This is a genomic window from Sphingobium xenophagum (assembly GCF_002288285.1).
GTDB lineage: Bacteria > Pseudomonadota > Alphaproteobacteria > Sphingomonadales > Sphingomonadaceae > Sphingobium > Sphingobium xenophagum.
The window spans coordinates 2,069,570-2,090,276 of record NZ_CP022745.1 but is presented as its reverse complement, the minus strand read 5'-3'; the positions used below and the strand labels follow the sequence as shown (position 1 = coordinate 2,090,276).

Genomic DNA, 20,707 nt, shown 5'->3' with positions numbered 1-20,707 from the left:
TTCTACAAGTCCCGTTCGCCCTGAGCCTGTCGAAGGGCTGCTCTTGTCTTCAAGAAGTGCAAGGCTTCGACTTGTCTCAGCCCGAACGGATGATGGGCTGGCCGTTAACGCGTGGCGTTATATTGGAGCTGGTCCTGGGTCAGGTTGAACCCCACGAGCAGCTCGAAACTGGTTCGTTGCAGCGCCGCCTTGACCTCTGGCTGGGCGAAGGGATCGATCGCGGCATCCGCGTCGCCCGCCTTGCGCTTCTGCGTGATCTTGGCCTGGATGTCGGCTGGCAGCGTTGCCGATGCCTTGTCGACATAGGAACCCGCCTTCGCCTGCGCGCTGGCGCGATATTCGCCCGCGGCAAAGTTCAGCGTCACCTGGCCGACCCGCTTGGCGACCACGCTGTTGCCGCCGCGCACCACGGCGGAGAAATAGGGCAGCGTCACTTGCCGCGCCACGCTGGCGTCGCTGCGCCGGGCGTTCACGGTGAAGCTCGCTTCGGTATAGAATTGCGCCCCATCGGCGCAGGTCGAGCGCAGATTGGTGATGTCGGCCACCACGTCGATCGCGGAAGCATCGCGGCTCTGGGCCGGATTGAACAGGGTGATGTCGCCGGTATAGGCCGGGACGGCCGCCGTCGGGCAGGCAGAGCGCACAGCGACGATACCGCCGGAAGCGTCGATTTCACCCCGGCGCGAACAGCCCGCCAGGGCCAGAGCCAGCATGCCGGTCACAACGACGCGGTTCAGGGCAGTATGAGGCAGGCAGATGTTCCTTGGCACAGGCAGAAATTCCTTGGCATGGCCCGTCGGCCAGAAGCTTTGCGCTTCCTTATCCATCCCCCGCCCCTCGCGCAACCGCAAGGAAGCGGCTTTCCTCCCGGCCCACATTCGCCTAAGCGCAAAGCCATGACCGACAGCGCAGCCGCCCGCCCGCCCATGACCCTTCTGATCGCCGCACCGCGCGGTTTCTGCGCCGGGGTCGACCGCGCCATCATCATCGTCGAACGGGCGATCGAAACCTATGGCGCGCCGGTCTATGTCCGCCATGAAATCGTCCATAACAAATATGTGGTGGACAGCCTGAAGGCGAAGGGCGCGATCTTCGTAGAGGAACTGGACCAGGTGCCCGATGGCGTGCCGGTGGTCTTTTCCGCCCATGGCGTGCCCAAGGCCGTCCCTGCCAAGGCGGAGGAACGCGGCCTTTCCTATCTCGACGCCACCTGCCCGCTGGTCAGCAAGGTTCATCGCCAGGCCGAACGGCAGGTCAAGGATGGCCGCCACATCTTGTTCATCGGGCATAAGGGGCATCCCGAAGTCATCGGCACGTTCGGCCAGGTGCCAGGCGGCACCATGACCCTGATCGAAACGGTCGAGGACGCGCAGGCCTTTACCCCCGCCGATCCCGCCAATCTCGCCTTCCTGACCCAGACCACCCTGTCGGTCGATGATACAGCCGCGATCGTCGCCACCCTGCAAGAGCGCTTTCCAGCGATCGTCGCGCCCAAGGGCGAGGATATTTGCTACGCCACATCCAACCGCCAGACAGCGGTGAAGGCGATCGCCGCGCGTTGCGAAGCGCTCTATGTCATCGGCGCGCCTAACAGTTCCAATTCCCTGCGACTGGTCGAAGTCGCCGAACGCGAAGGCACGCCAGCCCGCCTGATCCAGCGCGCCGACGACATCGATTTTGGCTGGCTGGACGGCGTCACGACGCTGGGCCTGACCGCCGGGGCATCCGCACCCGAAATATTGGTGCGCGAAGTGGTCGACGCGATCGCCAGCCGCTTCACCGTGACCGAGGAACAGGTCGAAACCGCGCGCGAGACCATCGCTTTCAAGCTGCCACGCGGGCTGGAGACCGTCTGAACCATGGCCGTCTATACCCATGTTCCCGCCGAAGAGATTGACGCCTTCCTCAGCCGCTATGACGCAGGCCGCCTCGTATCCGCCAAGGGGATCGCCGAAGGGGTGGAAAACAGCAATTATCTGCTGGAGACCACCGGCCATGATGGCTCTGGCCACCGCTATATCCTCACGCTCTATGAAAAGCGGGTGGATGAGGCCGACCTGCCCTTCTTCATGGACCTGCTCGATCATCTGGGCGCGCGCGGCTGCCTTGTGCCGCGCTTCATCGCCGACCGGGACGGCCAGCGGCTCCAGACCTTGTCGGGTCGCCCCGCCTGCCTGATCGAATTTCTGACCGGCATTTCGCTGACCGAGCCGACCCCGGAACAGGCGCGCGCGACCGGCGCGGCACTGGGGGAGTTGCACCGCGCGGCAGAGGGCTTCCCGCTCGAACGGCGCAACACGCTGGACCTTGCCGGCTGGCATGATCTGGCGGCCCGATGCGGTGAGGATTTCGATCAGATCGCGCCGGGCCTTGCCGCCCGTGTCCGCGACGAACTCGCCTTTCTCGACGCGCACTGGCCCGCCGACCTGCCCCGCAGCGTCATCCATGCGGACCTGTTCCCCGACAATGTGCTGATGCTGGGCGACAAGGTGACGGGCCTGATCGATTTCTATTTCAGTTGCACCGACATCCGCGCCTATGACCTGGCCATCACCCACAGCGCCTGGGTGTTCAGCCATGACGGCGGCAGCTTCTTTGCTGATCGCGCGGCGGCGCTTGGCGCTGGCTATGACTTGGCCCATGGCCTGACCGACGCAGAGCGCGCGGCCTTCCCCATATTGTGCCGGGGCGCATCGCTGCGCTTCCTGCTGACCCGCGCCTATGACTGGATCAACACGCCGCCCGACGCGCTGGTGACCCGCAAGGACCCGCTCGCCTATCTGCGCCGCCTCGATTTCTACGCCAGCGCCAATCCAGCGGAATTATTGGGCGCATGAGAGCAGCAGATAAAAGCAACCTGTTCCCGCGCAGCCGGGAACCCGGTTCCATGCCTGCCTATCCTCGCGACGGGACCGGGCTCCCGCCTGTCCAGGAGCACGCAGCATGAGCACTGACCTGCCCATCGTCGACATCTTCACCGACGGCGCGTGCAAGGGCAATCCAGGTCCGGGCGGCTGGGGCGCGGTGCTGCGCTTTGGCGACACGGAAAAGGAAATGTCGGGCGGCGAAGCGCTCACCACCAACAACCGCATGGAGATGATGGCCGCGGTCGAGGCGCTCAACGCGCTCAAGAAGCCGTGCCGCGTCACCCTTCATACCGACAGCAAATATGTGATGGACGGCATCACCAAATGGGTGTTCGGCTGGCAGAAGAAGGGCTGGCGCACCGCCGACAACAAGCCGGTCAAGAATGTCGAAATCTGGCAGGCTCTGGTCAAGGCCGCCGCCCCGCATCAAATGACCTGGAAATGGGTCAAGGGTCATGCCGGCCACCCCGAAAATGAACGCGCCGACCGTCTGGCCAGCGCCGCGGCCGACAGTTTTCGCCGTTAGAGACACGCCCGAAGCAACAGCGTATCTTGCCAGACGCATCGCCAGACCCCAAAGCGGGCCTTCGGGGGAAGAAATGACAGAAAAGCCAGTAAACCGTAAGGGAATTTCAAAGACACGCGCGCGCTTCATTCGCGAAAGCGCCGACGTGCGGCGACAGGCGCTGATCGAAGCGACCGCGCGGTGCCTTGCCGAAAAAGGCGTCGCTGGCACGTCGGTCCGCGCCATCTGCGCGCGCGCGGGTGTTTCGTCGGGCCTGCTCACCCATTATTTCGACGGCGTCGACGCCCTCATCCTCGCCACCTATGAGGATGTCGGCGTGCGCGTGTCCGCCGCGCTGGAACAGGCGGTCGAGGAAGCGGGCGACGATCCGCGCGACCAGCTCCGCGCCTGCCTTCAGGCCAATTTCCGCGCGCCCATCCTTGATCCCGATCTGCTCGCGACCTGGACCGCTTTCTGGAGCCTGGTCCGGACCGACCCCGGCATCGCCGCCATCCATGCCGATGTCTACCGGCGCACCCGCGCCCAGCTCGAAGCGCTGCTGCGCGCGATCGTGCCGGAAATGCCGCAGGACCGCGCCCGCCTGGCGGCGATCAGCCTCACTGCTCTGGTCGATGGGCTGTGGCTCGAGATCTGCCTCGATCCCACCACCTTCTCCGCCGAGGAAGCCCAGGCCATGGTCGAGCGCGCGATGATGCTGGCGCTGGGGCAATGGCGGGGCGACGCGGGGCGCGGTGACTGGATCGATCAATCAGATAAGCCGTGATCGTTTTTCTCACTCTCCAAGTCCGATAAAACCAATTTCCCTCGACTCAGCCGCTACCCTACATGGGGTCGGCAACAGCAACCCCTCAGAAGGAACTGACAAGCCCATGGCTCTCATCAACACCACCATCAAGCCGTTCGCCGCGACCGCCTATAAGGAAGGCAAGTTCGTCGACGTCACCGACGCGGACGTGAAGGGCAAGTGGGCGATCTTCTTCTTCTATCCCGCCGACTTCACCTTCGTCTGCCCGACCGAACTGGAAGACCTGGCCGGCATCTACCCGACCCTCCAGTCGCTCAACGTCGAAGTCTATTCGGTATCGACCGACACGCATTTCAGCCACAAGGCATGGCACGACACCTCGCCCGCCATCGGCAAGATCAACTATTACATGCTGGGCGACCAGTCGGGCACGATCACCAATAATTTCGACGTGATGCGCCCCGGCGTTGGCCTGGCTGACCGCGCAACCTTCCTGGTCGATCCCGAAGGCGTGATCCAGTTCATGGAAATCACGTCCGAAGGCGTGGGCCGCAACGCGACCGAACTGCTGCGCAAGGTGAAGGCCGCGCAATATGTCGCCGCGCACCCCGGTGAAGTCTGCCCGGCCAAGTGGGAAGAAGGCGAAGAAACCCTTGCCCCATCGCTCGACCTAGTCGGCAAGATCTAAATTATCATTCCCCTAGCGGGTCGCAAAGTGGCTCGGAGTGGAACCTCTCCTCCGCTCCGGGCCATTATTGTATCTAACGTAAGGATTATTCCATGCTCGACGCCACCCTGACGCAGCAGCTCAAGGCCTATCTGGTCAACATCCGTGAGCCTATCGAACTCGTCGCCTCTCTGGGTGACGATGCCAAATCGCGCGAACTCAATGACCTGCTCAATGAAATCGCTGCCCTGTCCGACAAGGTCAGCGTGACCACCGGCGCTGACAAGCGCGTCCCCAGCTTCATGATCCGCCGCGTGGGCACCGACATCGGCGTCCGGTTCGCGGGGATTCCGATGGGCCATGAATTCACGTCGCTGGTCCTGGCCCTCCTCCAGGTCGGCGGCCACCCGTCAAAGGCCGCGCAGGATCTGATCGAACAGGTCAAGGGGCTGGACGGCGACTTTGCCTTTGAAACCTATTTCTCCCTGTCCTGCCAGAATTGCCCGGACGTGGTGCAGGCCCTTAACCTGATGAGCGTCCTCAACCCCCGCATCAGCCACGTCGCCATCGACGGCGCGCTGTTCAAGGCGGAAGTGGACGAGCGCAAGGTGATGGCCGTGCCCACCATCTTCCTGAACGGCGAACCCTTTGGGTCGGGCCGCATGGAACTGGAGCAGATCGTTGCCAAAATCGACAGCGGCGCGGCCACCCGCGCGGCGGAAAAGATCAAGCGCCAGGACCCTTTCGAGGTTCTGATCGTCGGCGGCGGGCCTGCCGGGGCCGCGGCGGCCATCTATGCCGCGCGCAAGGGCATCCGCACCGGCGTTGCCGCCGAACGCTTCGGCGGCCAGGTGCTCGATACGATGGACATCGAAAATTTCATCTCCGTGTCGCGCACCGAAGGGCCAAAGCTCGCTTCCGCGCTCGAAGCCCATGTGAAGGATTATGACGTCGAGATCATGAACCTGCAAAAGGCGACGAAGCTGATCCCCGCCCGTACCGAAGGCGGCTATCATGAGGTCGTGCTGGAAAACGGCGCGTCGCTCAAAGGCCGCACCCTCATCCTCTCCACCGGCGCGCGCTGGCGGCAGATGGGCGTGCCGGGCGAGGACGAATATCGCAACAAAGGCGTGGCCTATTGCCCCCATTGCGACGGCCCCCTGTTCAAGGGCAAGCGCGTCGCGGTGATCGGCGGCGGCAATAGCGGCGTCGAAGCCGCGATCGACCTGGCGGGCATCGTCGCCCATGTGACGCTGATCGAATTTGACAGCCAGCTCCGCGCCGACGCGGTGCTGCAACGCAAGCTCGCCAGCCTGCCCAACGTCAAGATCATCACATCGGCGCTGACCAGCAAGGTCGACGGCAATGGCGATCGCGTCACCGGCCTGTCCTACAAGGACCGCAACAGCGGCGAGGAACATGACGTCGAACTGGAAGGCATCTTCGTCCAGATCGGCCTGGTCCCCAACACCGAATGGCTGAAAGACACGGTCGCCCTTTCCCCCGCGGCGAAATAGAAATCGACGCCCGCGGCGAAACCAGCGTGCCGGGCATCTTCGCGGCAGGCGACTGCACGACCGTGCCCTACAAGCAGATCGTCATAGCCATGGGCGCAGGCTCCACGGCGGGCCTGTCAGCCTTCGACTATCTGATCCGCCTGCCCGCCAGCGAAGAGGCCGCACAGGCGGCGTGACGGGAGAAGTTCGACGGTAAGTTGGACATATGTGAAGCGGCCGATCCGGTGACGGGTCGGCTGCTTTTTTGTGGGGTGGGGAATGGCTGAAGTGCGCCATTTGTCGCCGTTCGGCAGCTACGTACCAGCACTCGGAAACGGACATTCAAATTGTGAATGGGTCTAGGACTTCGCGGCCATTTCCTTCGGACGCGCCCAGCGGCAGGTACACCGCCTCTCTAAAGCCCGAAGGCTACTTGGTCATTGTTGCAAGCGAAGATAGGCCACGATCCATCTTTGCAAATCCGTACATTAGGTCCGCCGGCCAAGTCGCTAGAGTAGGAGACGAAATTGCGGTGGTAGCAGCCACGACTGAAGTGTGCGCGGCTTCACCTCGATAGGTTGCGAGTTGGGCTATACGAGATTTGAACGTAGCACCGACCAAATCGAGATCAAATCCAAGCGCCGTCAATAGTTTAAACTGATACTTCAGCGCCGCTCCATGGTTGTTAGTGACGGTCTGCTTATAACGCTGATAGCCGATGTTCAGCAGCCTCCCGTATTCGATTCTGTTTTGAGCGATCGACTTGGCCGATGCCATAATGCCAAAACCGCTAGTCCCGAAAATTCTTAACATCTTCTCCAAATCTGACATCTGCTTCGGCGCATCTATGAACGGGAAAACGCATAAGTGCCTGGCGACCCTGCCAAAATCTCCCCCGCTATCGAAGGCTGCTTTGGCTTCATCCGCAACTTTCAATGCCCTTTTTTCTAAGAAATGCTCACATTCCGCATGCAATAGAATGACGAACGCAGCCATTTTATCGGCATCCTGCCTTGACGGCGTCGCTCCAGCCGCTGGTGCCGGCGGCAGCAGATGGGTCAGACTTGTTAGCCTTGCCTTCAGGGCTAGATAATCAGCGGTATACGCGCGCGGCATGACGTCGAATCAGCTTAGAGCCTGATCCGAAATTAAGTTGAGTGGTATCAGCAGGTTAGCTTGACGGCCTAGCCTGTCGCTGATTCATGGGTTTCGCCAAAAACTACCGTGGATTCAACGATGTGGACTGATACCACTCGCGCCCTTCATGCGCGAAGCGGACTGGCTTTGCCAAGCGATTTGACGGATGCGGAATGGGCTGTGCTGGAGCCACTGCTTCCGACGGCCTCGGCGGTAGGGCGTCCGCGCAAATGGCCGTTGCGGCGCATTGTGGAAGCCATGCTGTTCCTGCTGCGCGGCGGTTTGCCATGGCGAATGCTGCCACCCTGCTTTCCGCCCGTTTCCACGGTTCGGCGCTGGTTCTATCTGTGGCGCGACAATGGCCTGTGGCTGTCGATCAACCACGCGCTGCTGATGGTGACCCGCGAAATGGAGGGGCGCGAGGCTTCGCCCAGTGCCGGCGTGATCGACAGTCAGAGCGTGAAGACGACGGAAAGCGGCGGCCCCTGTGGCTACGATGCGGGCAAGAAGATCAAGGGACGCAAGCGCCATATCCTGACCGACACCAATGGCAATCTGGTCCATGCCCTCGTGCATGGTGCGGATATTCAGGATCGCGATGGCGCACCCCTGCTGCTCACCGGCATCATCGGGCGCTTTCCATGGCTGCGCCATCTGTTCGCCGATGGCGGCTATGCCGGGGACAAACTCAAGGACGCTCTGCGCAAAATGGGCAAATGGACCATAGAGATCATCAAGCGTTCCGACACCGGCAAGGGCTTCACGGTGCTGCCACGCCGCTGGGTCGTCGAGCGCACACTCGCCTGGCTCAATCGCAACCGTCGCCTCGCCAAAGACTTCGAGAAAACCATAGCATCTGCAACCGCATGGCTCTTCATCGCATCCGTTCAGCTATACGCTCGACGCATCGCAAAGCGCGGCCAATAATTTTGAATCAGACTCTTAAGGATTGCGAGCCAATGGAAATTCACGAACAACTGCGCCAATAACCTTTCTTAGTGCGTCGCCCCAGTCATGGAACCGCTGGCTTGTAGCCTTTGTTGTCTTCGTTGATGTCTGGAGAGCCTGCAAAAACTTCGCGTTATTATCGCAGAGATCTTCAAACGCGGCGCGAATGGCCGGCTTCTTGTCGTCGGGGATTGCAGCACGCACGGCGGGATCGGCAAAATAGTATGCCATTATATCAATAACGGCGCGGTTCGGACTGCGCTGATACTTTCCGTCCTGTCTGGACTTGAACGCATCCTTGCCGAAGATGGTGCTTGCTAGAGACATACCATCTTCAAGCTGCATCCAGTCATGCTCTAACTGGCCCAGCTGAGCGTCGAAATTTTCAGACAGCCTTTGGGAAGTTTCGTTCAAAAACTTCTTCATGTTGCCCTCATACAGGTCGGTAAACCTGTGGAAGCCGAGAAATCGAGTTGCAACTTCCATATCGCGCATGCGGAAGTCCGGCACTTTTTTGAAGACCGATTTCATCGCTGCGGACTGTGCGGTCTTATCATCCAGCCAGTCCATGAACTTGCCGGGATAGAGAGCCCTACGAAGCTCTTGAGGAGAAAGCGTTACGCTATTCTGGTTTAACCTCAAGAACAATAAGTAAAGTAGGCTGTCTGACTTCCAATTCTTGACTACAACTGTCCGTACCGTGTGATTTTGGAAAGCATCTACTGACGGCTCCAGAGCCGGGATTGCTTGGAGATCATCGTAAGTATTGTTGTTCAGGTCCGCGCGATACTCACATCCGCCCAGCCGCAAAGGTGCCTTATCGTCCAAACAAAACCGCGCCAGCGAATTGATACGCTGCTTACCATCGATAACGGCAAAGACCCCGGGACGCATTTCAGCCAAGACAATCTGAGGGACCGGCAGCCGCATGAAAAGGCTCTCAATGAACCGAGACATCTTCCCCTCGTCCCAGGCCACTCGTCGCTGGTAGTTCGGCTGCAAATCGATCTTACGCTTGCGAAGCAGATCAACGAGGACACTTATCGTCCAGTCGGTGGGCGCGACAACCAGTTGCTGGATATCGTCCGCGACCAACCCCAGATCGTCTTCGGTGATCTCACCGTATTGTAGGACTACCTCGGGACCGATATCTTCGCCCTCGTTACCAGACATTACTACACCTATGAAAAATCATGCTTCATATGTCCTACGCGAGTTCGGTTTAGCAAGGGCTTCCGTTCGGCATCCACCGTGTCGCCGTTTCTGTCTCAAGCCAACATTTCTGAAAGCAAATCAAAACGAGCCACTCTGGTCGGGAGCCGACGCCGTGCGAGAGTCAGCTAGCCCCGTGACCCGATACCAAACCGGCCAGTTGCCTTCCGGCCAACCCGCCCCACTCACCGTCGACCCCAGACCCCGAAAATATCCGGGTCGATCTCCAACATCGGCACCCGCGTCGCCGCGCCCGTCCGCATGGCGCTGCCGCCCATGCCGCCCTCCATCCCGAACGTCACCACGCTGCTCCCCTTGTCGCCCAGCACCAGCGGGTCGAGCAGGATCGCGGCGTTCAGACGGTTGGCGGTCACCTGCGTCAGTGTGCCGATCTGCGTCAGGGCGAAGAGTTGCCGGGCGAAGGCATAGGGCAGGCGGATGCAGCCATGGCTGGCGGGGTAGCCGGGATTATGCCCGGCGTGGAGCGCTATGCCGTCCCAGGTCAGCCGCTGCATGAAGGGCATGGGCGCATTGCTGTAGAGGTTGGAGCGGTGCCACTGGCGCTTTTGCAGGATAGGGAAGCTGCCGGTGGGGGTGCGGTGGCCCTTCGTCCCCGTGGACACGCTGGCCGCGCCGATCAGCCGGTCGCCGCGATAGACATGGACGCGCTGCCGTTCCAGGCTGATGATCAGGTAGAGCGGCCCGCTGGCGGCGGCATCATCGGCCCAACGATACGCCCCCGGCGCCAGCGGCAGGTCGGCCAGTTCCGCCCGCGCGGACGGCATGCCCAGGATCAGACAGCATGATAGGACGAACAACCGGGCGAAAAGCATAAGCCTTTCTTAACCATATGCCAGCGTCGCGCCAGAGGGGGACGCTGCGCTTTGCCGCATTGGTCCCGACTTGGGACAGGGGAGAGAACAGCGTCCCCCGTTCGTTTCGAGCCCTTCGATTGCCCATCTGCGGCAGACGCTCTGGATAAACTATGTCGAGAAACGATGCGCCCTGTTTCTCGACTAAGCTCGAAACGAACGGAGGTTGTGTGGGACAGTGCCCTTAAATCAGCAGCATCTGCGCCACGGGGGCAAAGCTGCGCCGGTGCAGCGGCGTTGGCCCATGGGTGCGCAGCGCGGCGAGATGCTGCGCGCTGCCATAGCCCTTGTTGCTTTCCCAGCCATAATGGGGGTGGATGGCGGCCGCCTCCCGCATCATCCGGTCCCGCGCTTCCTTGGCCAATATGGAGGCCGCGGCGATCGACAGGCACCGGGCGTCGCCGCCCACGACCGGGGTGGCGGGCCAGCGCCAGTCGGGCACGCGGTTGCCATCGACCAGGACATGCTGGCAATCGCGCCCCAGCGCCTCGACCGCGCGGGTCATGGCCAGCATCGTCGCCCATAATATGTTGATCCGGTCGATCTCCTCGACACTGGCGACGCCCAGCCCCCAGCACAGCGCCCGCGCCTTGATCTCCGCCTCCAGCGCGGCGCGGCGCCTGGCCGACAATGCCTTGCTGTCGTCCAGCCCCTCCGGGCAATCCTCCGCCCGCAAAATCACCGCCGCCGCGACCACCGGCCCGGCAAGCGGCCCCCTGCCCGCTTCATCCACCCCGGCGACCAGCCCCGGATGGTGGCGCAGTTCATGGGCGAAATCAGGCACGGAAGGGCGCTTCGAACCCGCGCGGCGCACCCATCGGCCCATGCCCGCCACCCAGCCCCGGCGCGATGGTCAGCGCCGCGCGCACATAGGCCCGCGCCCGCGCAATAGCGCCCGGCAGCGCCATCCCCTGCCCCAGCCCGGTCGCGATCGCGCTGGCCAGGGTGCAGCCGGTGCCATGGGTGTGCGGCGTGTCGATGCGCGGATCGGTCCAGTCGGTGACCAGCCCGTCGGGACCAAGCAGCCGGTCGACCAGCACCGGGCCGACGCCATGCCCGCCCTTGGCCAAAACATGCGTGCCAAAGCGCGCGGCAACCCGCTCCCCGCCCAGCGCCAGAAGTTCCGGGATATTGGGCGTCACCAGCGTGGCGATCGCCATCAGTTTCTCGAACGCCGCGATCGTTTCCGCATCGGCCAGCACCGACCCGCTGGTCGCCACCATCACCGGATCAAAGACGATCGGCACATCGCGCAAACCCGTCAGCAGATCGGCCACCGCCATCGCCGTTTCCGCCGACCCGATCATGCCGATCTTCACCGCATCGACGCCAATGTCGCTGATGCAACTGCGCATCTGCGCCAGCACCATGTCGGCGGGCACCGGATGCACGCCCTGCACCCCCAGCGTATTTTGCGCCGTGATCGCGGTGATCGCGGTCATGGCGAAACCGCCCAGCATCGTCACGGCCTTCAGATCCGCCTGTATGCCCGCGCCGCCGCCACTGTCGGACCCGGCGATGATCAAAATGCGCGCGATGCTCATCCCTTGAAGTAACGCACGGTGGACGCGGGATTGCCCGCCAGCGCCTTGCCCGTGCGGGTCGGCCGATCCATCAGCTCGCCGCCGCAATTGGGGCAGCGATCGTCCAGCGCCTCCGCACAGGGCGCGCAGAAGCTGCATTCGAACGAGCAGATGAACGCGCCGGGCGCATCGGCAGGCAGGTCCGTGCCGCAGCGTTCGCAATCGGGGCGCATTTCAAGCATGATCGATCCCCGTCACGCCGCCGCCTTCTCGACCGCGGCGCAGATACGGTCGACAACGTCGCGCACCTGTTCCTCCCGGTCGCCTTCGGCCATCACCCGGATCACAGGTTCCGTACCGGACGGGCGGATGACCAGCCGGCCAACGCCGGTCAGTTCCGCCTGCGCCTGCGCAATGACGCGCCGGACATCATCATGCTCCAGCGGCTTGCCCCCGGAAAAGCGGACATTTTTGAGCAATTGCGGCACGGGATCGAACTGGTGCAGCGTCTCGCTGGCGGGCTTGCCGGACCGGACGAGTGCAGCCAGCACCTGCAACGCCGCGACCGTACCGTCGCCGGTGGTCGCATAATCGGACAGGATCATATGGCCCGACTGCTCCCCGCCGACATTGAAGCCGCCGCTGCGCATCCGCTCCAGCACATAGCGGTCGCCCACGCTGGTGCGTTCGAGGGCAATGCCCTGCCCGGTCAAAAAGCGCTCCAGCCCCAGATTGGACATGACCGTCGCCACCAGCCCGCCGCCGCGCAGCGTGCCCGCGCGCGCGAAGTTGGCGGCGATCAGCGCCATGATCTGGTCGCCATCGACGATCTGGCCTTTCTCATCGACCACGATCAGCCGGTCCGCGTCGCCATCCAGCGCGATACCAATGTCCGCGCCCGACGATACGACGGTTTCCTGGCACAGCAGGGGCGCGGTCGATCCGCAGCCGTCATTGATGTTGGTGCCATTGGGATTGACGCCAACCGCCACGACGGTCGCGCCCAGTTCCCACAAGGCGGACGGCGCGACCTGATAGGCGGCGCCATTGGCGCAATCGATGACGATTTTCAGGCCATCGAGCCGCAGGTCGGCGGGAAAGCTGGATTTGACCGCATGGATATAGCGGCCACGCGCATCCTCGACCCGGCGGGCACGGCCAATATCCTTGGACGCGGCCAGCGGCACCTGCTGCTCGATCAGCGCCTCGATCTTCAGTTCATCCTCGTCCGACAACTTGTAGCCGTCCGGGCCGAACAATTTGATGCCATTGTCGAAATAGGGATTGTGGCTGGCGGAAATCATGACGCCCAGATCCGCGCGCATCGAATGGGCCAGCATCGCGACAGCGGGCGTCGGGATCGGCCCGAACTGCACCACGTCCATGCCCACCGCGGTAAAGCCAGCGACCAGCGCATTTTCCACCATATAGCCCGAAAGCCGCGTATCCTTGCCAATCACAACGCGATGGCGATGGTCTCCGCGCTGGAAATGGGTGCCCGCCGCCATGCCGACCTGCATCGCCAGTTGCGCCGTCATCGGCCATGCGTTGGTGCGCCCGCGTATGCCGTCGGTGCCGAAATATCGTCTGGTCATGCGTTTCTCATGCACCGGAGAGACGCCCGGTATCAACCCCAGAACCGTTCGGCATGAGCGGGATGAGAGAAAGCCAAGTTTTTCTTGATCGACTTTCCAACGGCCTCGCGGCATCCCCGCGCGATGGACAGTTTCAATGGCTTTATCGACGCGCTGTCGGGCGCGGTATTTTTCAAGGTGCCCGTGGCGGGCGCGCAGATCGAACTGATCGTGCTGTATCTGGCGCTGCCGATGCTGTTCTTCACCCTGTGGCTGGGCTTTCCCAATATCACCCAGATCGGCCGCGCGATCCGCATATTGCGGACCCAGCCGGACAAGGGCGAGGCAAAGGGCGATGTCAGCCAGTGGGCAGCGCTCAGCACGGCGCTGTCCGGCACGATCGGGCTTGGCAATATCGCGGGCGTTGCGGTGGCGCTGACCATGGGTGGACCGGGCGCGATATTGTGGATGTTCATCATCGGCTGGTTCGCGATGACGGTGAAGATGGCGGAGGTCACGCTGGGCCTCAAATATCGCATCTTTGACGATGCTGGCCATGTCCATGGCGGGCCGATGTATGTGCTCAAATCCGTCGGCGCTGCGCGCGGATGGCCGAAAATCGGCATGATATTAGGCGGTGCCTACGCCTTTTTCGCGCTGTTCGGCGCCATACCGATGGTGCAGGTCAATCAGAGTTTCGCGCAAGTGAAGGTGGTAACGGGCCTGACCAACGGATGGGCCTATGGCGTGTTTCTGGCCGGGGCCGTCGCGCTGGTGACGCTGGGCGGCGCGGCCTGGCTGGGAGAAGTCGCCAAAAGGCTGACCCCGCTCAAGGTCGCGGTCTATCTGGCGGGCGTGCTGGCGATCCTGATCCTGCATCTGGACGCCATCCCCGGCGCGCTGGCGCTGATCTGGGACGGGGCGTGGAATGGCCAGGCGGCGACAGGGGGCGCCGTGGGCGCGTTCGTCGCCGGGATGCGCCGCGCGGTGTTCGCCAGTGAGGCGGGCGTCGGATCGGCCGTGATGGCGCACAGTCTGGCACGGGCGCGCCACCCGGTGTCCGAAGGGCTGGTCGCGCTGCTTGAACCCCTGCTCGGCACCATGATCGTGTGCGCGTTGGGCGGTCTGGCGCTGGTCGTCGCGGGGACATGGAATATGGGGCTGGAGGGCATTGCGATTACCTCCGCCGCCTTTGCGCAGGTGTCGCCCTGGTTCCCCTGGCTGCTGGCGGTCGTGGTGTTTCTGTTCGCCTATTCGACGCTGGTCGCTTGGGGATTTTACGGCTTGCAGGCCTGGGGCTATCTGTTCGGCCATGGTCCGCGCGCGCAATGGACCTATAAAATCCTCTACATCGTCGCTTTGCCACCCGCAGCAGCGATCGACCTTGGCCGTGTCGTCGACATTGTCGACAGCAGCTTCTTCCTGATGGCGATCCCCAATGTCATCGCGCTATATCTGTGCGCGGGCGAATTGCGCCGGGACGTGCGCGCCTATCTGGCGGATAAAGAAAACCCCGCCGGATAAGGGCGGGGCTTTCTCCTGCTTGGGAGCAAGTCGAAATCAGATTTTGTCGCCAAGGGCGCCCTTGACCGATCCGGAAACGTCCTGAGCCGTGCCCTTGGCCTTCTGCGCCTTGCCTTCGGCTTCCATGCGCTCATTGTCGGTCGCCTTGCCGATACCTTCCTTGACGGCGCCCGCCGCCTTGTTGCCAGCGGCCTTCAACTTGTCGGTTACTTCACCCATGTGAATACTCCTTGCGTGATTTCCACAAGTTAAACCAACGCGGGGAGAAAGGGTTTCAGCCAGAACGCAGGCGTAACGTTACTTTTCGATCACATCATGGCGCATCGGCGCGAGTTTGGAGAGAAAGCGGTTCTGCGCCTGGAAGCTGACCCCTTCCTCGCTCATCGCGCGCTGGAGCGTTTCGACGAGGCGGTTCATGTCCGCCTTCTGCACGCCCAGATCCTTGTGCGCGCTGGCCATGTCCCGCCCGCTATAGGTGCAGCCCGCATTCAGGATGAAGCAGAATTGCTCGAACAAGGTGCGCTTCAGGCGAACCTTGTCATGATTGGCGAAAATCTCGCCAATCACCGGATCGGCGAAATTGATCGCGACGAAGCGATCGACGATGCGGCGGATGCCATCCTGCCCGCCAAATGCCTTCGCCATGCCGTCGCCCGTAAAAGGCACGGCCCCGGCTTGGCGATTGTCGGCGACATAAGGGTCCACGGCGGCCTCCCCCGGCAAAGCATAGGGCGCCTGCAACAACAGCAGCGAGAGGATGATGGACATGGGCATGCGTCCTTTAGAAGGCGGTCTGAAGCTGGAGAAACACGCCGCGCTGCTTCTTTACCGTGGCGATCGAGCCAAGGTCGGCATAGGCGATGGTCGCGGTGACATTGCGGCTGATGGCGACGGCGGCAAAGGCGTCGAACCAGTCATCTTCCCGCGCGATGTTCAGATTGTCAGGCTTGCGCCGATATTCCCCGCCGATCGCGATCCGGCGCGACAATTGCCAGGCGGCCGATCCTTCAAACTGAAGCGTGTGATTGCCCTGCTTGCCGCCGCCAAAGCCCAGCAGCCCCATCTGGTTCGCCTTGGTCAGGCGCGCGGTCGCCGACAGCAGGATGGAGCGCGCGAGGAATAATTTGCTGACCGACGCATAATAATCGACGCCTTCGTCCCCTTTGGCCCCCACCGCCCGGACGATCGCACCCTGATTATTATTCTTATACTGAACGCCGACCGCGATGGCTGGCAGCCGGTCATAGACCAGATCGCCCGCAAGCCTGACCTTCGCGCCGAAAATATCCTGCGAAAAGGCGAAATCCTTGCCCAGCCCCAGCGCCGCGCCAATCTCGTTCGTGTTGAAATCCTGATGCGTGTAGCTCAGTTCGATGCTATCGCGGATGCCGATCGCGACGCCAGCGCTTTGATAGTCATAATCCTTGACCTCGACCAGCGTGCCATGGGCCGACAGGCCGAAGCCGTCCGATGTTTCATTGCCGGCGATCACCGCCCAGGGCGTCAGGCCACCGCCCGACGCCCCTTCCAGCGAACTGATGCCATTGGTCAGCAGCAATTTGCCACCATTGCGGATCGGTCTGGCCATGCCCTGTTGCGGGGACAAAGCAGCCAGCGCGAGCATGATGCACAGGAAAGGACGGAAACAGGTCATGATCGGCAGATAGGCAAATCATGGTTAAAATAATGTTTCCCGCCCCGTCAGCGTGAAAATGCGGTCCATAACGAACTAAACATTTGTTCAATGTTTGCTTTTACCAACAGTAACCATGAACGCGCCACGCCTTTTCCTCGCCGCCCTCTCCCTGATCGCCAGCCCGGCCATGGCGGGCGACATCGATCTTCGGATCGTCGATGCCGCTGGCCGCCCGGTCAGCGATGCGGTCGTCACCGTCCGTCCCGCCGGCGGCATCCCGGCTGGCCCGATCCGCTTCCCATGGGGCACGACCATGGTGCAGCAGAATATCGCCTTTTCGCCCCATGTGCTGATCGTACCCGTTGGCGCGACGGTCAAATTCCCCAACAAGGACAAGGTGCGACATCATGTCTATTCCTTTTCCAAGGCGGCCAAGTTTGAAATCAAGCTGTTCGGACAGGATGAAAGCCGCAGCTACACCTTCACCAGTCCGGGCGCGGTGGCGCTGGGCTGCAATATTCATGATGCCATGAGCGGCTTCATCAAGGTGGTCGACACCCCCTTCGCCGCCAAGAGCAATGCCGCCGGACAGGCGCGGATAAACGGGCTGGGGACCGGCACGGCGCGGGTCACGGTCTGGCACCCGTTGCTCAAGGGCAAGGACAATGAATTGCTGATCAACCTGCCCATTCCGGCGAGCGGCATGGAGAGCAAGACCGTGCCATTGGCGTTGCGCGCGTCCAAATGAGCCTACCCCTTCGCCTGAAAAGACGGTGGCTGCGCTGGCGGCGCACGGCACAGTCGACCCTGACGATCAGGATGACCTTGTTCTACGGCGCGCTGTTTCTGGCCGTAACGACGCTCACGCTTTTGGGCACGCGCCAGGCCATCGAAAGCTATGCCGAAAATGCCATCCGGCATGAGATGAATGTCGGCAGCGCCCTGTTCGACCGGATTTCGGCGATGCAACGGCGTCAACTGAGCCAGGGGGCCGACGTGCTGGCCAGCGATTTCGGCTTTCGCGAGGCGGTGGGCACCAATGACGCCCCGACGATCGAATCCGCGCTGCATAGCCTCAAGGGCCGCTTCCAGCTCGACCATGCAATGTTCGTCGGGGTCGATGGCACGGTGGTGGGCGACCTTCAACATCTTGGCCGTACCGATCAGGACCAGCTTTACGACGCGCTCGACGCCGGGCGGATACAGGGCGTGGTGCGATGGGGCAGCGAGGGTCATATCGTCGCGGCCGCGCCCGTCCGCGCGCCGATACTGACCGGCTGGGTCGTCCTTGCCCGCAACATGGGCCCGACCGACCTGAAGGCGCTGGCGAAACTGTCCTCGATCGACCTGCATCCGCAACTCATGCCGCTGGCACGTGTCGCCCGGACGGACACGGCCAATGGTGGCCTGCGCGAAGTCGTGCGGAACGGCGAACTGATGCTGGTGCAGACCCGGCCTGTTGAAACGCTGATAGAGACTGCGCCGGAAATGCTGGTGCTGGAATATAGCCTGACCCGCGCGATGGCTGGCTATGCGCCGATCCTGTGGGCCTTGTTCGGTTTCGGCGTGGTTGGCGGCGTATTGGCCGTGGCCGGCGCATTTGCCGCATCGCGCAGCCTGTCGCGGCCGATCGTTGCGCTGGAAGCCGCCGCCCGCAAGGTGAGCGCAGGCGAACATGCGCAGGTGAAGGTCGAAACGCGCGACGAAATCGGGCGGCTGGCGCAAAGCTTCAACCGCATGGTCGATGCGGTCGAGGCGCGCGAGGCGCAGATTGCGCATATGGCCTTCCACGACGCGCTGACCGGCCTGCCCAACCGGGCGATGCTGCGCGAACAGGTTGCGCTTGGCCTCACCCGCGCCGAAGGCGGCAATCTGATGCTGTTCTGCATCGACATCGACAATTTCAAATCGATCAACGAATCGCTTGGCCATCCGGTTGGCGACGCCCTGTTGTGCGAAGTCGGCGCACGACTGAAGGCGACCTGCCCCAGCGGCTTTGCCGCCCGGCTGGCGGGCGACGAATTTGCCATCAAGCTGCGCGCCGGGGGGCAGACGGCCGATCAGGCGGGTCGCGCCATCGTCGCGGCGCTGGCCGAACCGTTCGACATAGATGGTCATCGCATCATCGTCAGCGCCAGCGTGGGCATTGCGCTCAGCCCGCAGGACGGCGCGGACGCAACCAGCCTGCTCAAAAATGCCGAACTGGCGCTGCACCGGGCCAAGAGCGAGGGCAAGGGCAGCCATCGCTTCTTTGAAAGCGCCATGGACGCAGAGGCGCAGGCCCGCCGCGCGCTGGAAACCGACCTGCACGACGCGCTGCGCAATGGCGAACTGGCGCTGCATTTCCAGCCGCTGTTCGGCCTGTCGCAAAATCGCGTGACAGCGTTCGAGGCACTGCTGCGCTGGCAGCATCCCACGCGCGGCATGGTGTCGCCGATCCATTTCATACCGATGGCGGAGGAAACCGGCCTCATCATCCCGATCGGCGAATGGGCGCTGCATGAAGCCTGCCGTATCGCCGCGACCTGGCCCGACCATATCCGCGTGGCCGTCAACATATCGCCGATCCAGTTTCGCAGCCCCAATCTGGCCGCCGTCGTGCTTCAGGCGCTGGCGCGGTCTGGCCTCGCGCCCAACCGGCTGGAGTTGGAGATTACCGAAAGCCTGTTCATCGACAGGCGACGCTATCCTCGCTCCATAGCCTGCGGGCGCTGGGCGTGCGCGTGGCGCTCGACGATTTCGGCACCGGCTATTCCTCGCTCAGCTATCTGCGCAGCTTCCCGTTCGACAAGCTCAAGATTGACCGCAGCTTCATCGTCGATCTGCTGGAACATCAGGGCGCAACCGCCATCATCCGCGCGATTACGACGCTGGCCGACGCGCTGGGCATCGAAACGACGGCGGAGGGCGTGGAGCATAGCGACCAGCTCGACATATTGCGCGCCGAAGGATGCGGCCAGATCCAGGGCTATCTGTTCAGCCGCCCGATCCCGGCGCAAGATGTCGACGCGCTGCTGGACAAGCTGGACGGCGCGCGCAAGGCGGCCTAGGCGCATCGTCGCGCCAGATTGAACCTACCTCCGTTCGTTTCGAGCGAAGTCGAGAAACGTAGCGCACAAGTTTCTCGACTTCGCTCGAAACGGACGGATCAAGGTGATTGCGCGCCTAACCGCGCGCGGCGACGATCCGTTCGATCAGCACGACATCGTCCGGCTTGTCAGCGTCGATACAGGCTTCGGCCTTCTCCATCGCCACCAGCCGCGCGGTCAGCCCGAAGCGCCGCCCGATCCGCGCAATCCCGCCGCGCAGCGTCAACAGGCGCAGCAGCGTGCCGATCAGCGCAACCGGGCCAAAGGCCGATACGATCTTCCACCCCTTCTTGCGGTCCTGCTCGACCTCCTGCCACAAGGCGATGATCGAGCGCGCCCGGTCGCTGCCGAACCAGAAGATGTTGGCGCCCGACCACCAGCCATCGCGAAATTTGAGCCATGTGCGGCGCGACCCAGGATAGCGCGCCAGCAATATGCGCCGCTCCACCATCGCCACGGCGATATCGGCGCCTGCGGCCTCTTGCGTAAACTGATCGAGCATCGCGCTGTCGAGCAGCACATGATCGGCTGTGGTGAGCAGGATCGGAAAGGGGACATCGCCCCGCTCCAGCAGCGCCAGCAGGGAGGAGGCTATGCCCGCCCCGCTCTGCTCGAACCGGACCTGCGGATGTGTCGTCAGCCAAGCCGTCGCGGGATCAGCGGCAAAGGGGGCGGACGACTGGGTCAGGATGATGACCTGTCCCACCGCCGGCTGCGCCAGCAGCGCGCGCGCGGGATGATTGATCATCGGTTGGCCCGCGACCGGGGCGAGCGGCTTGATCGCCACGCCAGCAGCGACCGCCAGAGGATCGGGCGTGGGCCGTGATCCGGCAAGCAGGATGGCGGTGATGGGCGTGCTCATGTCTGCCCTCTACCCAAGCAGGGGCAGCG

At 62.8% G+C, this 20,707-nt stretch carries 20 protein-coding genes and 2 pseudogenes; 10 read left to right on the top strand and 12 right to left on the bottom strand.

Annotated features, from left to right (window positions below; genetic code table 11):
- Positions 1–104: 104 nt before the first annotated feature.
- A complete protein-coding gene (locus CJD35_RS10320) occupies positions 105–713 on the bottom strand; it encodes a hypothetical protein (protein ID WP_026002568.1) in 609 nt (202 codons plus the stop codon).
- 183 nt (positions 714–896) lie between these two features.
- Here CJD35_RS10320 and ispH point away from each other — a divergent pair, with 183 nt between their 5' ends.
- The 6 genes and pseudogenes from ispH (at position 897) to ahpF (ending at position 6,498) form a co-directional block, all read left to right on the top strand.
- Positions 897–1,856 (top strand): 4-hydroxy-3-methylbut-2-enyl diphosphate reductase, encoded by a 960-nt coding sequence (ispH, locus tag CJD35_RS10315; protein WP_017184099.1) that lies wholly within the window; start codon positions 897–899, stop codon positions 1,854–1,856.
- A 3-nt stretch (positions 1,857–1,859) separates the two neighbouring features.
- Positions 1,860–2,837, top strand: coding sequence for a homoserine kinase (thrB, locus tag CJD35_RS10310; protein WP_095687021.1), 978 nt, complete (start codon positions 1,860–1,862; stop codon positions 2,835–2,837).
- Between the two features lie 106 nt (positions 2,838–2,943).
- Positions 2,944–3,393: a ribonuclease HI gene (gene rnhA / locus CJD35_RS10305; RefSeq protein ID WP_017184097.1), complete on the top strand. Its 450-nt coding sequence runs from the start codon at positions 2,944–2,946 to the stop codon at positions 3,391–3,393.
- A gap of 73 nt (positions 3,394–3,466) precedes the next feature.
- On the top strand, positions 3,467–4,156 hold the full coding sequence (betI, locus tag CJD35_RS10300) for a transcriptional regulator BetI (RefSeq protein WP_017184096.1): 690 nt from the start codon (positions 3,467–3,469) through the stop codon (positions 4,154–4,156).
- A gap of 106 nt (positions 4,157–4,262) precedes the next feature.
- Positions 4,263–4,826 carry an alkyl hydroperoxide reductase subunit C gene (ahpC, locus tag CJD35_RS10295; protein WP_017184095.1) on the top strand — a complete coding sequence of 188 codons (564 nt, stop codon included), beginning with the start codon at positions 4,263–4,265 and terminating at the stop codon, positions 4,824–4,826.
- A 92-nt stretch (positions 4,827–4,918) separates the two neighbouring features.
- Positions 4,919–6,498: pseudogene (gene ahpF / locus CJD35_RS10290) on the top strand (alkyl hydroperoxide reductase subunit F).
- Between the two features lie 232 nt (positions 6,499–6,730).
- Here the strand turns inward: ahpF and CJD35_RS10285 are convergent.
- Positions 6,731–7,417, bottom strand: a complete 687-nt coding sequence (locus tag CJD35_RS10285) for a hypothetical protein (RefSeq protein WP_095687020.1) — start codon at positions 7,415–7,417, stop codon at positions 6,731–6,733.
- A 120-nt stretch (positions 7,418–7,537) separates the two neighbouring features.
- Between CJD35_RS10285 and CJD35_RS10280 the strand changes: the two genes are divergently transcribed.
- The gene (locus CJD35_RS10280; RefSeq protein ID WP_095686800.1) at positions 7,538–8,365 is read left to right on the top strand and encodes an IS5 family transposase; all 828 of its coding nucleotides are present in this window, start codon (positions 7,538–7,540) and stop codon (positions 8,363–8,365) included.
- A gap of 15 nt (positions 8,366–8,380) precedes the next feature.
- Here the strand turns inward: CJD35_RS10280 and CJD35_RS10275 are convergent, their stop codons facing one another.
- The 6 genes from CJD35_RS10275 to glmM all read right to left on the bottom strand — a co-directional run bounded on the left by CJD35_RS10275 (position 8,381) and on the right by glmM (position 13,588).
- The gene (locus CJD35_RS10275) at positions 8,381–9,559 is read right to left on the bottom strand and encodes a DUF262 domain-containing protein (protein ID WP_095687019.1); all 1,179 of its coding nucleotides are present in this window, start codon (positions 9,557–9,559) and stop codon (positions 8,381–8,383) included.
- Positions 9,560–9,783: 224 nt separating this feature from the next.
- Positions 9,784–10,431: a L,D-transpeptidase family protein gene (locus CJD35_RS10270; RefSeq protein ID WP_017182171.1), complete on the bottom strand. Its 648-nt coding sequence runs from the start codon at positions 10,429–10,431 to the stop codon at positions 9,784–9,786.
- A gap of 223 nt (positions 10,432–10,654) precedes the next feature.
- Positions 10,655–11,254: a ribonuclease HII gene (locus CJD35_RS10265; protein ID WP_026002227.1), complete on the bottom strand. Its 600-nt coding sequence runs from the start codon at positions 11,252–11,254 to the stop codon at positions 10,655–10,657.
- Positions 11,247–12,014, bottom strand: coding sequence for a bifunctional hydroxymethylpyrimidine kinase/phosphomethylpyrimidine kinase (gene thiD, locus CJD35_RS10260; protein ID WP_017182173.1), 768 nt, complete (start codon positions 12,012–12,014; stop codon positions 11,247–11,249). The genes CJD35_RS10265 and thiD overlap by 8 nt, the downstream gene beginning before the upstream one ends.
- Positions 12,011–12,235: a DUF1272 domain-containing protein gene (locus CJD35_RS10255; protein ID WP_017182174.1), complete on the bottom strand. Its 225-nt coding sequence runs from the start codon at positions 12,233–12,235 to the stop codon at positions 12,011–12,013. The genes thiD and CJD35_RS10255 overlap by 4 nt, the downstream gene beginning before the upstream one ends.
- Before the next feature lie 12 nt (positions 12,236–12,247).
- Positions 12,248–13,588 carry a phosphoglucosamine mutase gene (glmM, locus tag CJD35_RS10250; RefSeq protein ID WP_017182175.1) on the bottom strand — a complete coding sequence of 447 codons (1,341 nt, stop codon included), beginning with the start codon at positions 13,586–13,588 and terminating at the stop codon, positions 12,248–12,250.
- A gap of 123 nt (positions 13,589–13,711) precedes the next feature.
- Between glmM and CJD35_RS10245 the strand changes: the two genes are divergently transcribed.
- Complete coding sequence (locus CJD35_RS10245; protein WP_026002228.1) at positions 13,712–15,091, top strand: alanine/glycine:cation symporter family protein; 1,380 nt, start codon at positions 13,712–13,714, stop codon at positions 15,089–15,091.
- Between the two features lie 36 nt (positions 15,092–15,127).
- On the opposite strand, the gene CJD35_RS10240 is transcribed toward CJD35_RS10245, so the two are convergent.
- The 3 genes from CJD35_RS10240 to CJD35_RS10230 form a co-directional block, all read right to left on the bottom strand.
- Complete coding sequence (locus tag CJD35_RS10240; RefSeq protein WP_017182177.1) at positions 15,128–15,310, bottom strand: CsbD family protein; 183 nt, start codon at positions 15,308–15,310, stop codon at positions 15,128–15,130.
- Between the two features lie 78 nt (positions 15,311–15,388).
- Positions 15,389–15,865, bottom strand: coding sequence for a group I truncated hemoglobin (locus CJD35_RS10235; RefSeq protein ID WP_017182178.1), 477 nt, complete (start codon positions 15,863–15,865; stop codon positions 15,389–15,391).
- 7 nt (positions 15,866–15,872) lie between these two features.
- A complete protein-coding gene (locus CJD35_RS10230) occupies positions 15,873–16,745 on the bottom strand; it encodes a DUF3034 family protein (RefSeq protein ID WP_026002229.1) in 873 nt (290 codons plus the stop codon).
- A gap of 115 nt (positions 16,746–16,860) precedes the next feature.
- Here CJD35_RS10230 and CJD35_RS10225 point away from each other — a divergent pair, with 115 nt between their 5' ends.
- Both CJD35_RS10225 and CJD35_RS10220 read left to right on the top strand, forming a co-directional pair.
- Positions 16,861–17,475, top strand: a complete 615-nt coding sequence (locus CJD35_RS10225) for a cupredoxin domain-containing protein (protein ID WP_086485421.1) — start codon at positions 16,861–16,863, stop codon at positions 17,473–17,475.
- Positions 17,472–19,777 (top strand): annotated as a pseudogene (locus CJD35_RS10220) (putative bifunctional diguanylate cyclase/phosphodiesterase). Before CJD35_RS10225 ends, CJD35_RS10220 begins: the two are co-directional and overlap by 4 nt.
- Positions 19,778–19,892: 115 nt before the next feature.
- Here the strand turns inward: CJD35_RS10220 and CJD35_RS10215 are convergent.
- A complete protein-coding gene (locus tag CJD35_RS10215) occupies positions 19,893–20,678 on the bottom strand; it encodes a nucleotidyltransferase family protein (RefSeq protein WP_017182182.1) in 786 nt (261 codons plus the stop codon).
- Between the last annotated feature and the right edge of the window lie 29 nt (positions 20,679–20,707).

Bases quoted from the DNA above. Each gene is read 5' to 3' on its own strand.
- CJD35_RS10320 (WP_026002568.1), bottom strand. From the start codon at position 713: ATGCTGGCTCTGGCCCTGGCGGGCTGTTCGCGCCGGGGTGAAATCGAC.
- ispH (WP_017184099.1), top strand. From the start codon at position 897: ATGACCGACAGCGCAGCCGCCCGCCCGCCCATGACCCTTCTGATCGCC.
- thrB (WP_095687021.1), top strand. From the start codon at position 1,860: ATGGCCGTCTATACCCATGTTCCCGCCGAAGAGATTGACGCCTTCCTC.
- rnhA (WP_017184097.1), top strand. From the start codon at position 2,944: ATGAGCACTGACCTGCCCATCGTCGACATCTTCACCGACGGCGCGTGC.
- betI (WP_017184096.1), top strand. From the start codon at position 3,467: ATGACAGAAAAGCCAGTAAACCGTAAGGGAATTTCAAAGACACGCGCG.
- ahpC (WP_017184095.1), top strand. From the start codon at position 4,263: ATGGCTCTCATCAACACCACCATCAAGCCGTTCGCCGCGACCGCCTAT.
- CJD35_RS10285 (WP_095687020.1), bottom strand. From the start codon at position 7,417: ATGCCGCGCGCGTATACCGCTGATTATCTAGCCCTGAAGGCAAGGCTA.
- CJD35_RS10280 (WP_095686800.1), top strand. From the start codon at position 7,538: ATGTGGACTGATACCACTCGCGCCCTTCATGCGCGAAGCGGACTGGCT.
- CJD35_RS10275 (WP_095687019.1), bottom strand. From the start codon at position 9,559: ATGTCTGGTAACGAGGGCGAAGATATCGGTCCCGAGGTAGTCCTACAA.
- CJD35_RS10270 (WP_017182171.1), bottom strand. From the start codon at position 10,431: ATGCTTTTCGCCCGGTTGTTCGTCCTATCATGCTGTCTGATCCTGGGC.
- thiD (WP_017182173.1), bottom strand. From the start codon at position 12,014: ATGAGCATCGCGCGCATTTTGATCATCGCCGGGTCCGACAGTGGCGGC.
- CJD35_RS10255 (WP_017182174.1), bottom strand. From the start codon at position 12,235: ATGCTTGAAATGCGCCCCGATTGCGAACGCTGCGGCACGGACCTGCCT.
- glmM (WP_017182175.1), bottom strand. From the start codon at position 13,588: ATGACCAGACGATATTTCGGCACCGACGGCATACGCGGGCGCACCAAC.
- CJD35_RS10245 (WP_026002228.1), top strand. From the start codon at position 13,712: ATGGACAGTTTCAATGGCTTTATCGACGCGCTGTCGGGCGCGGTATTT.
- CJD35_RS10240 (WP_017182177.1), bottom strand. From the start codon at position 15,310: ATGGGTGAAGTAACCGACAAGTTGAAGGCCGCTGGCAACAAGGCGGCG.
- CJD35_RS10235 (WP_017182178.1), bottom strand. From the start codon at position 15,865: ATGCCCATGTCCATCATCCTCTCGCTGCTGTTGTTGCAGGCGCCCTAT.
- CJD35_RS10230 (WP_026002229.1), bottom strand. From the start codon at position 16,745: ATGACCTGTTTCCGTCCTTTCCTGTGCATCATGCTCGCGCTGGCTGCT.
- CJD35_RS10225 (WP_086485421.1), top strand. From the start codon at position 16,861: ATGAACGCGCCACGCCTTTTCCTCGCCGCCCTCTCCCTGATCGCCAGC.
- CJD35_RS10215 (WP_017182182.1), bottom strand. From the start codon at position 20,678: ATGAGCACGCCCATCACCGCCATCCTGCTTGCCGGATCACGGCCCACG.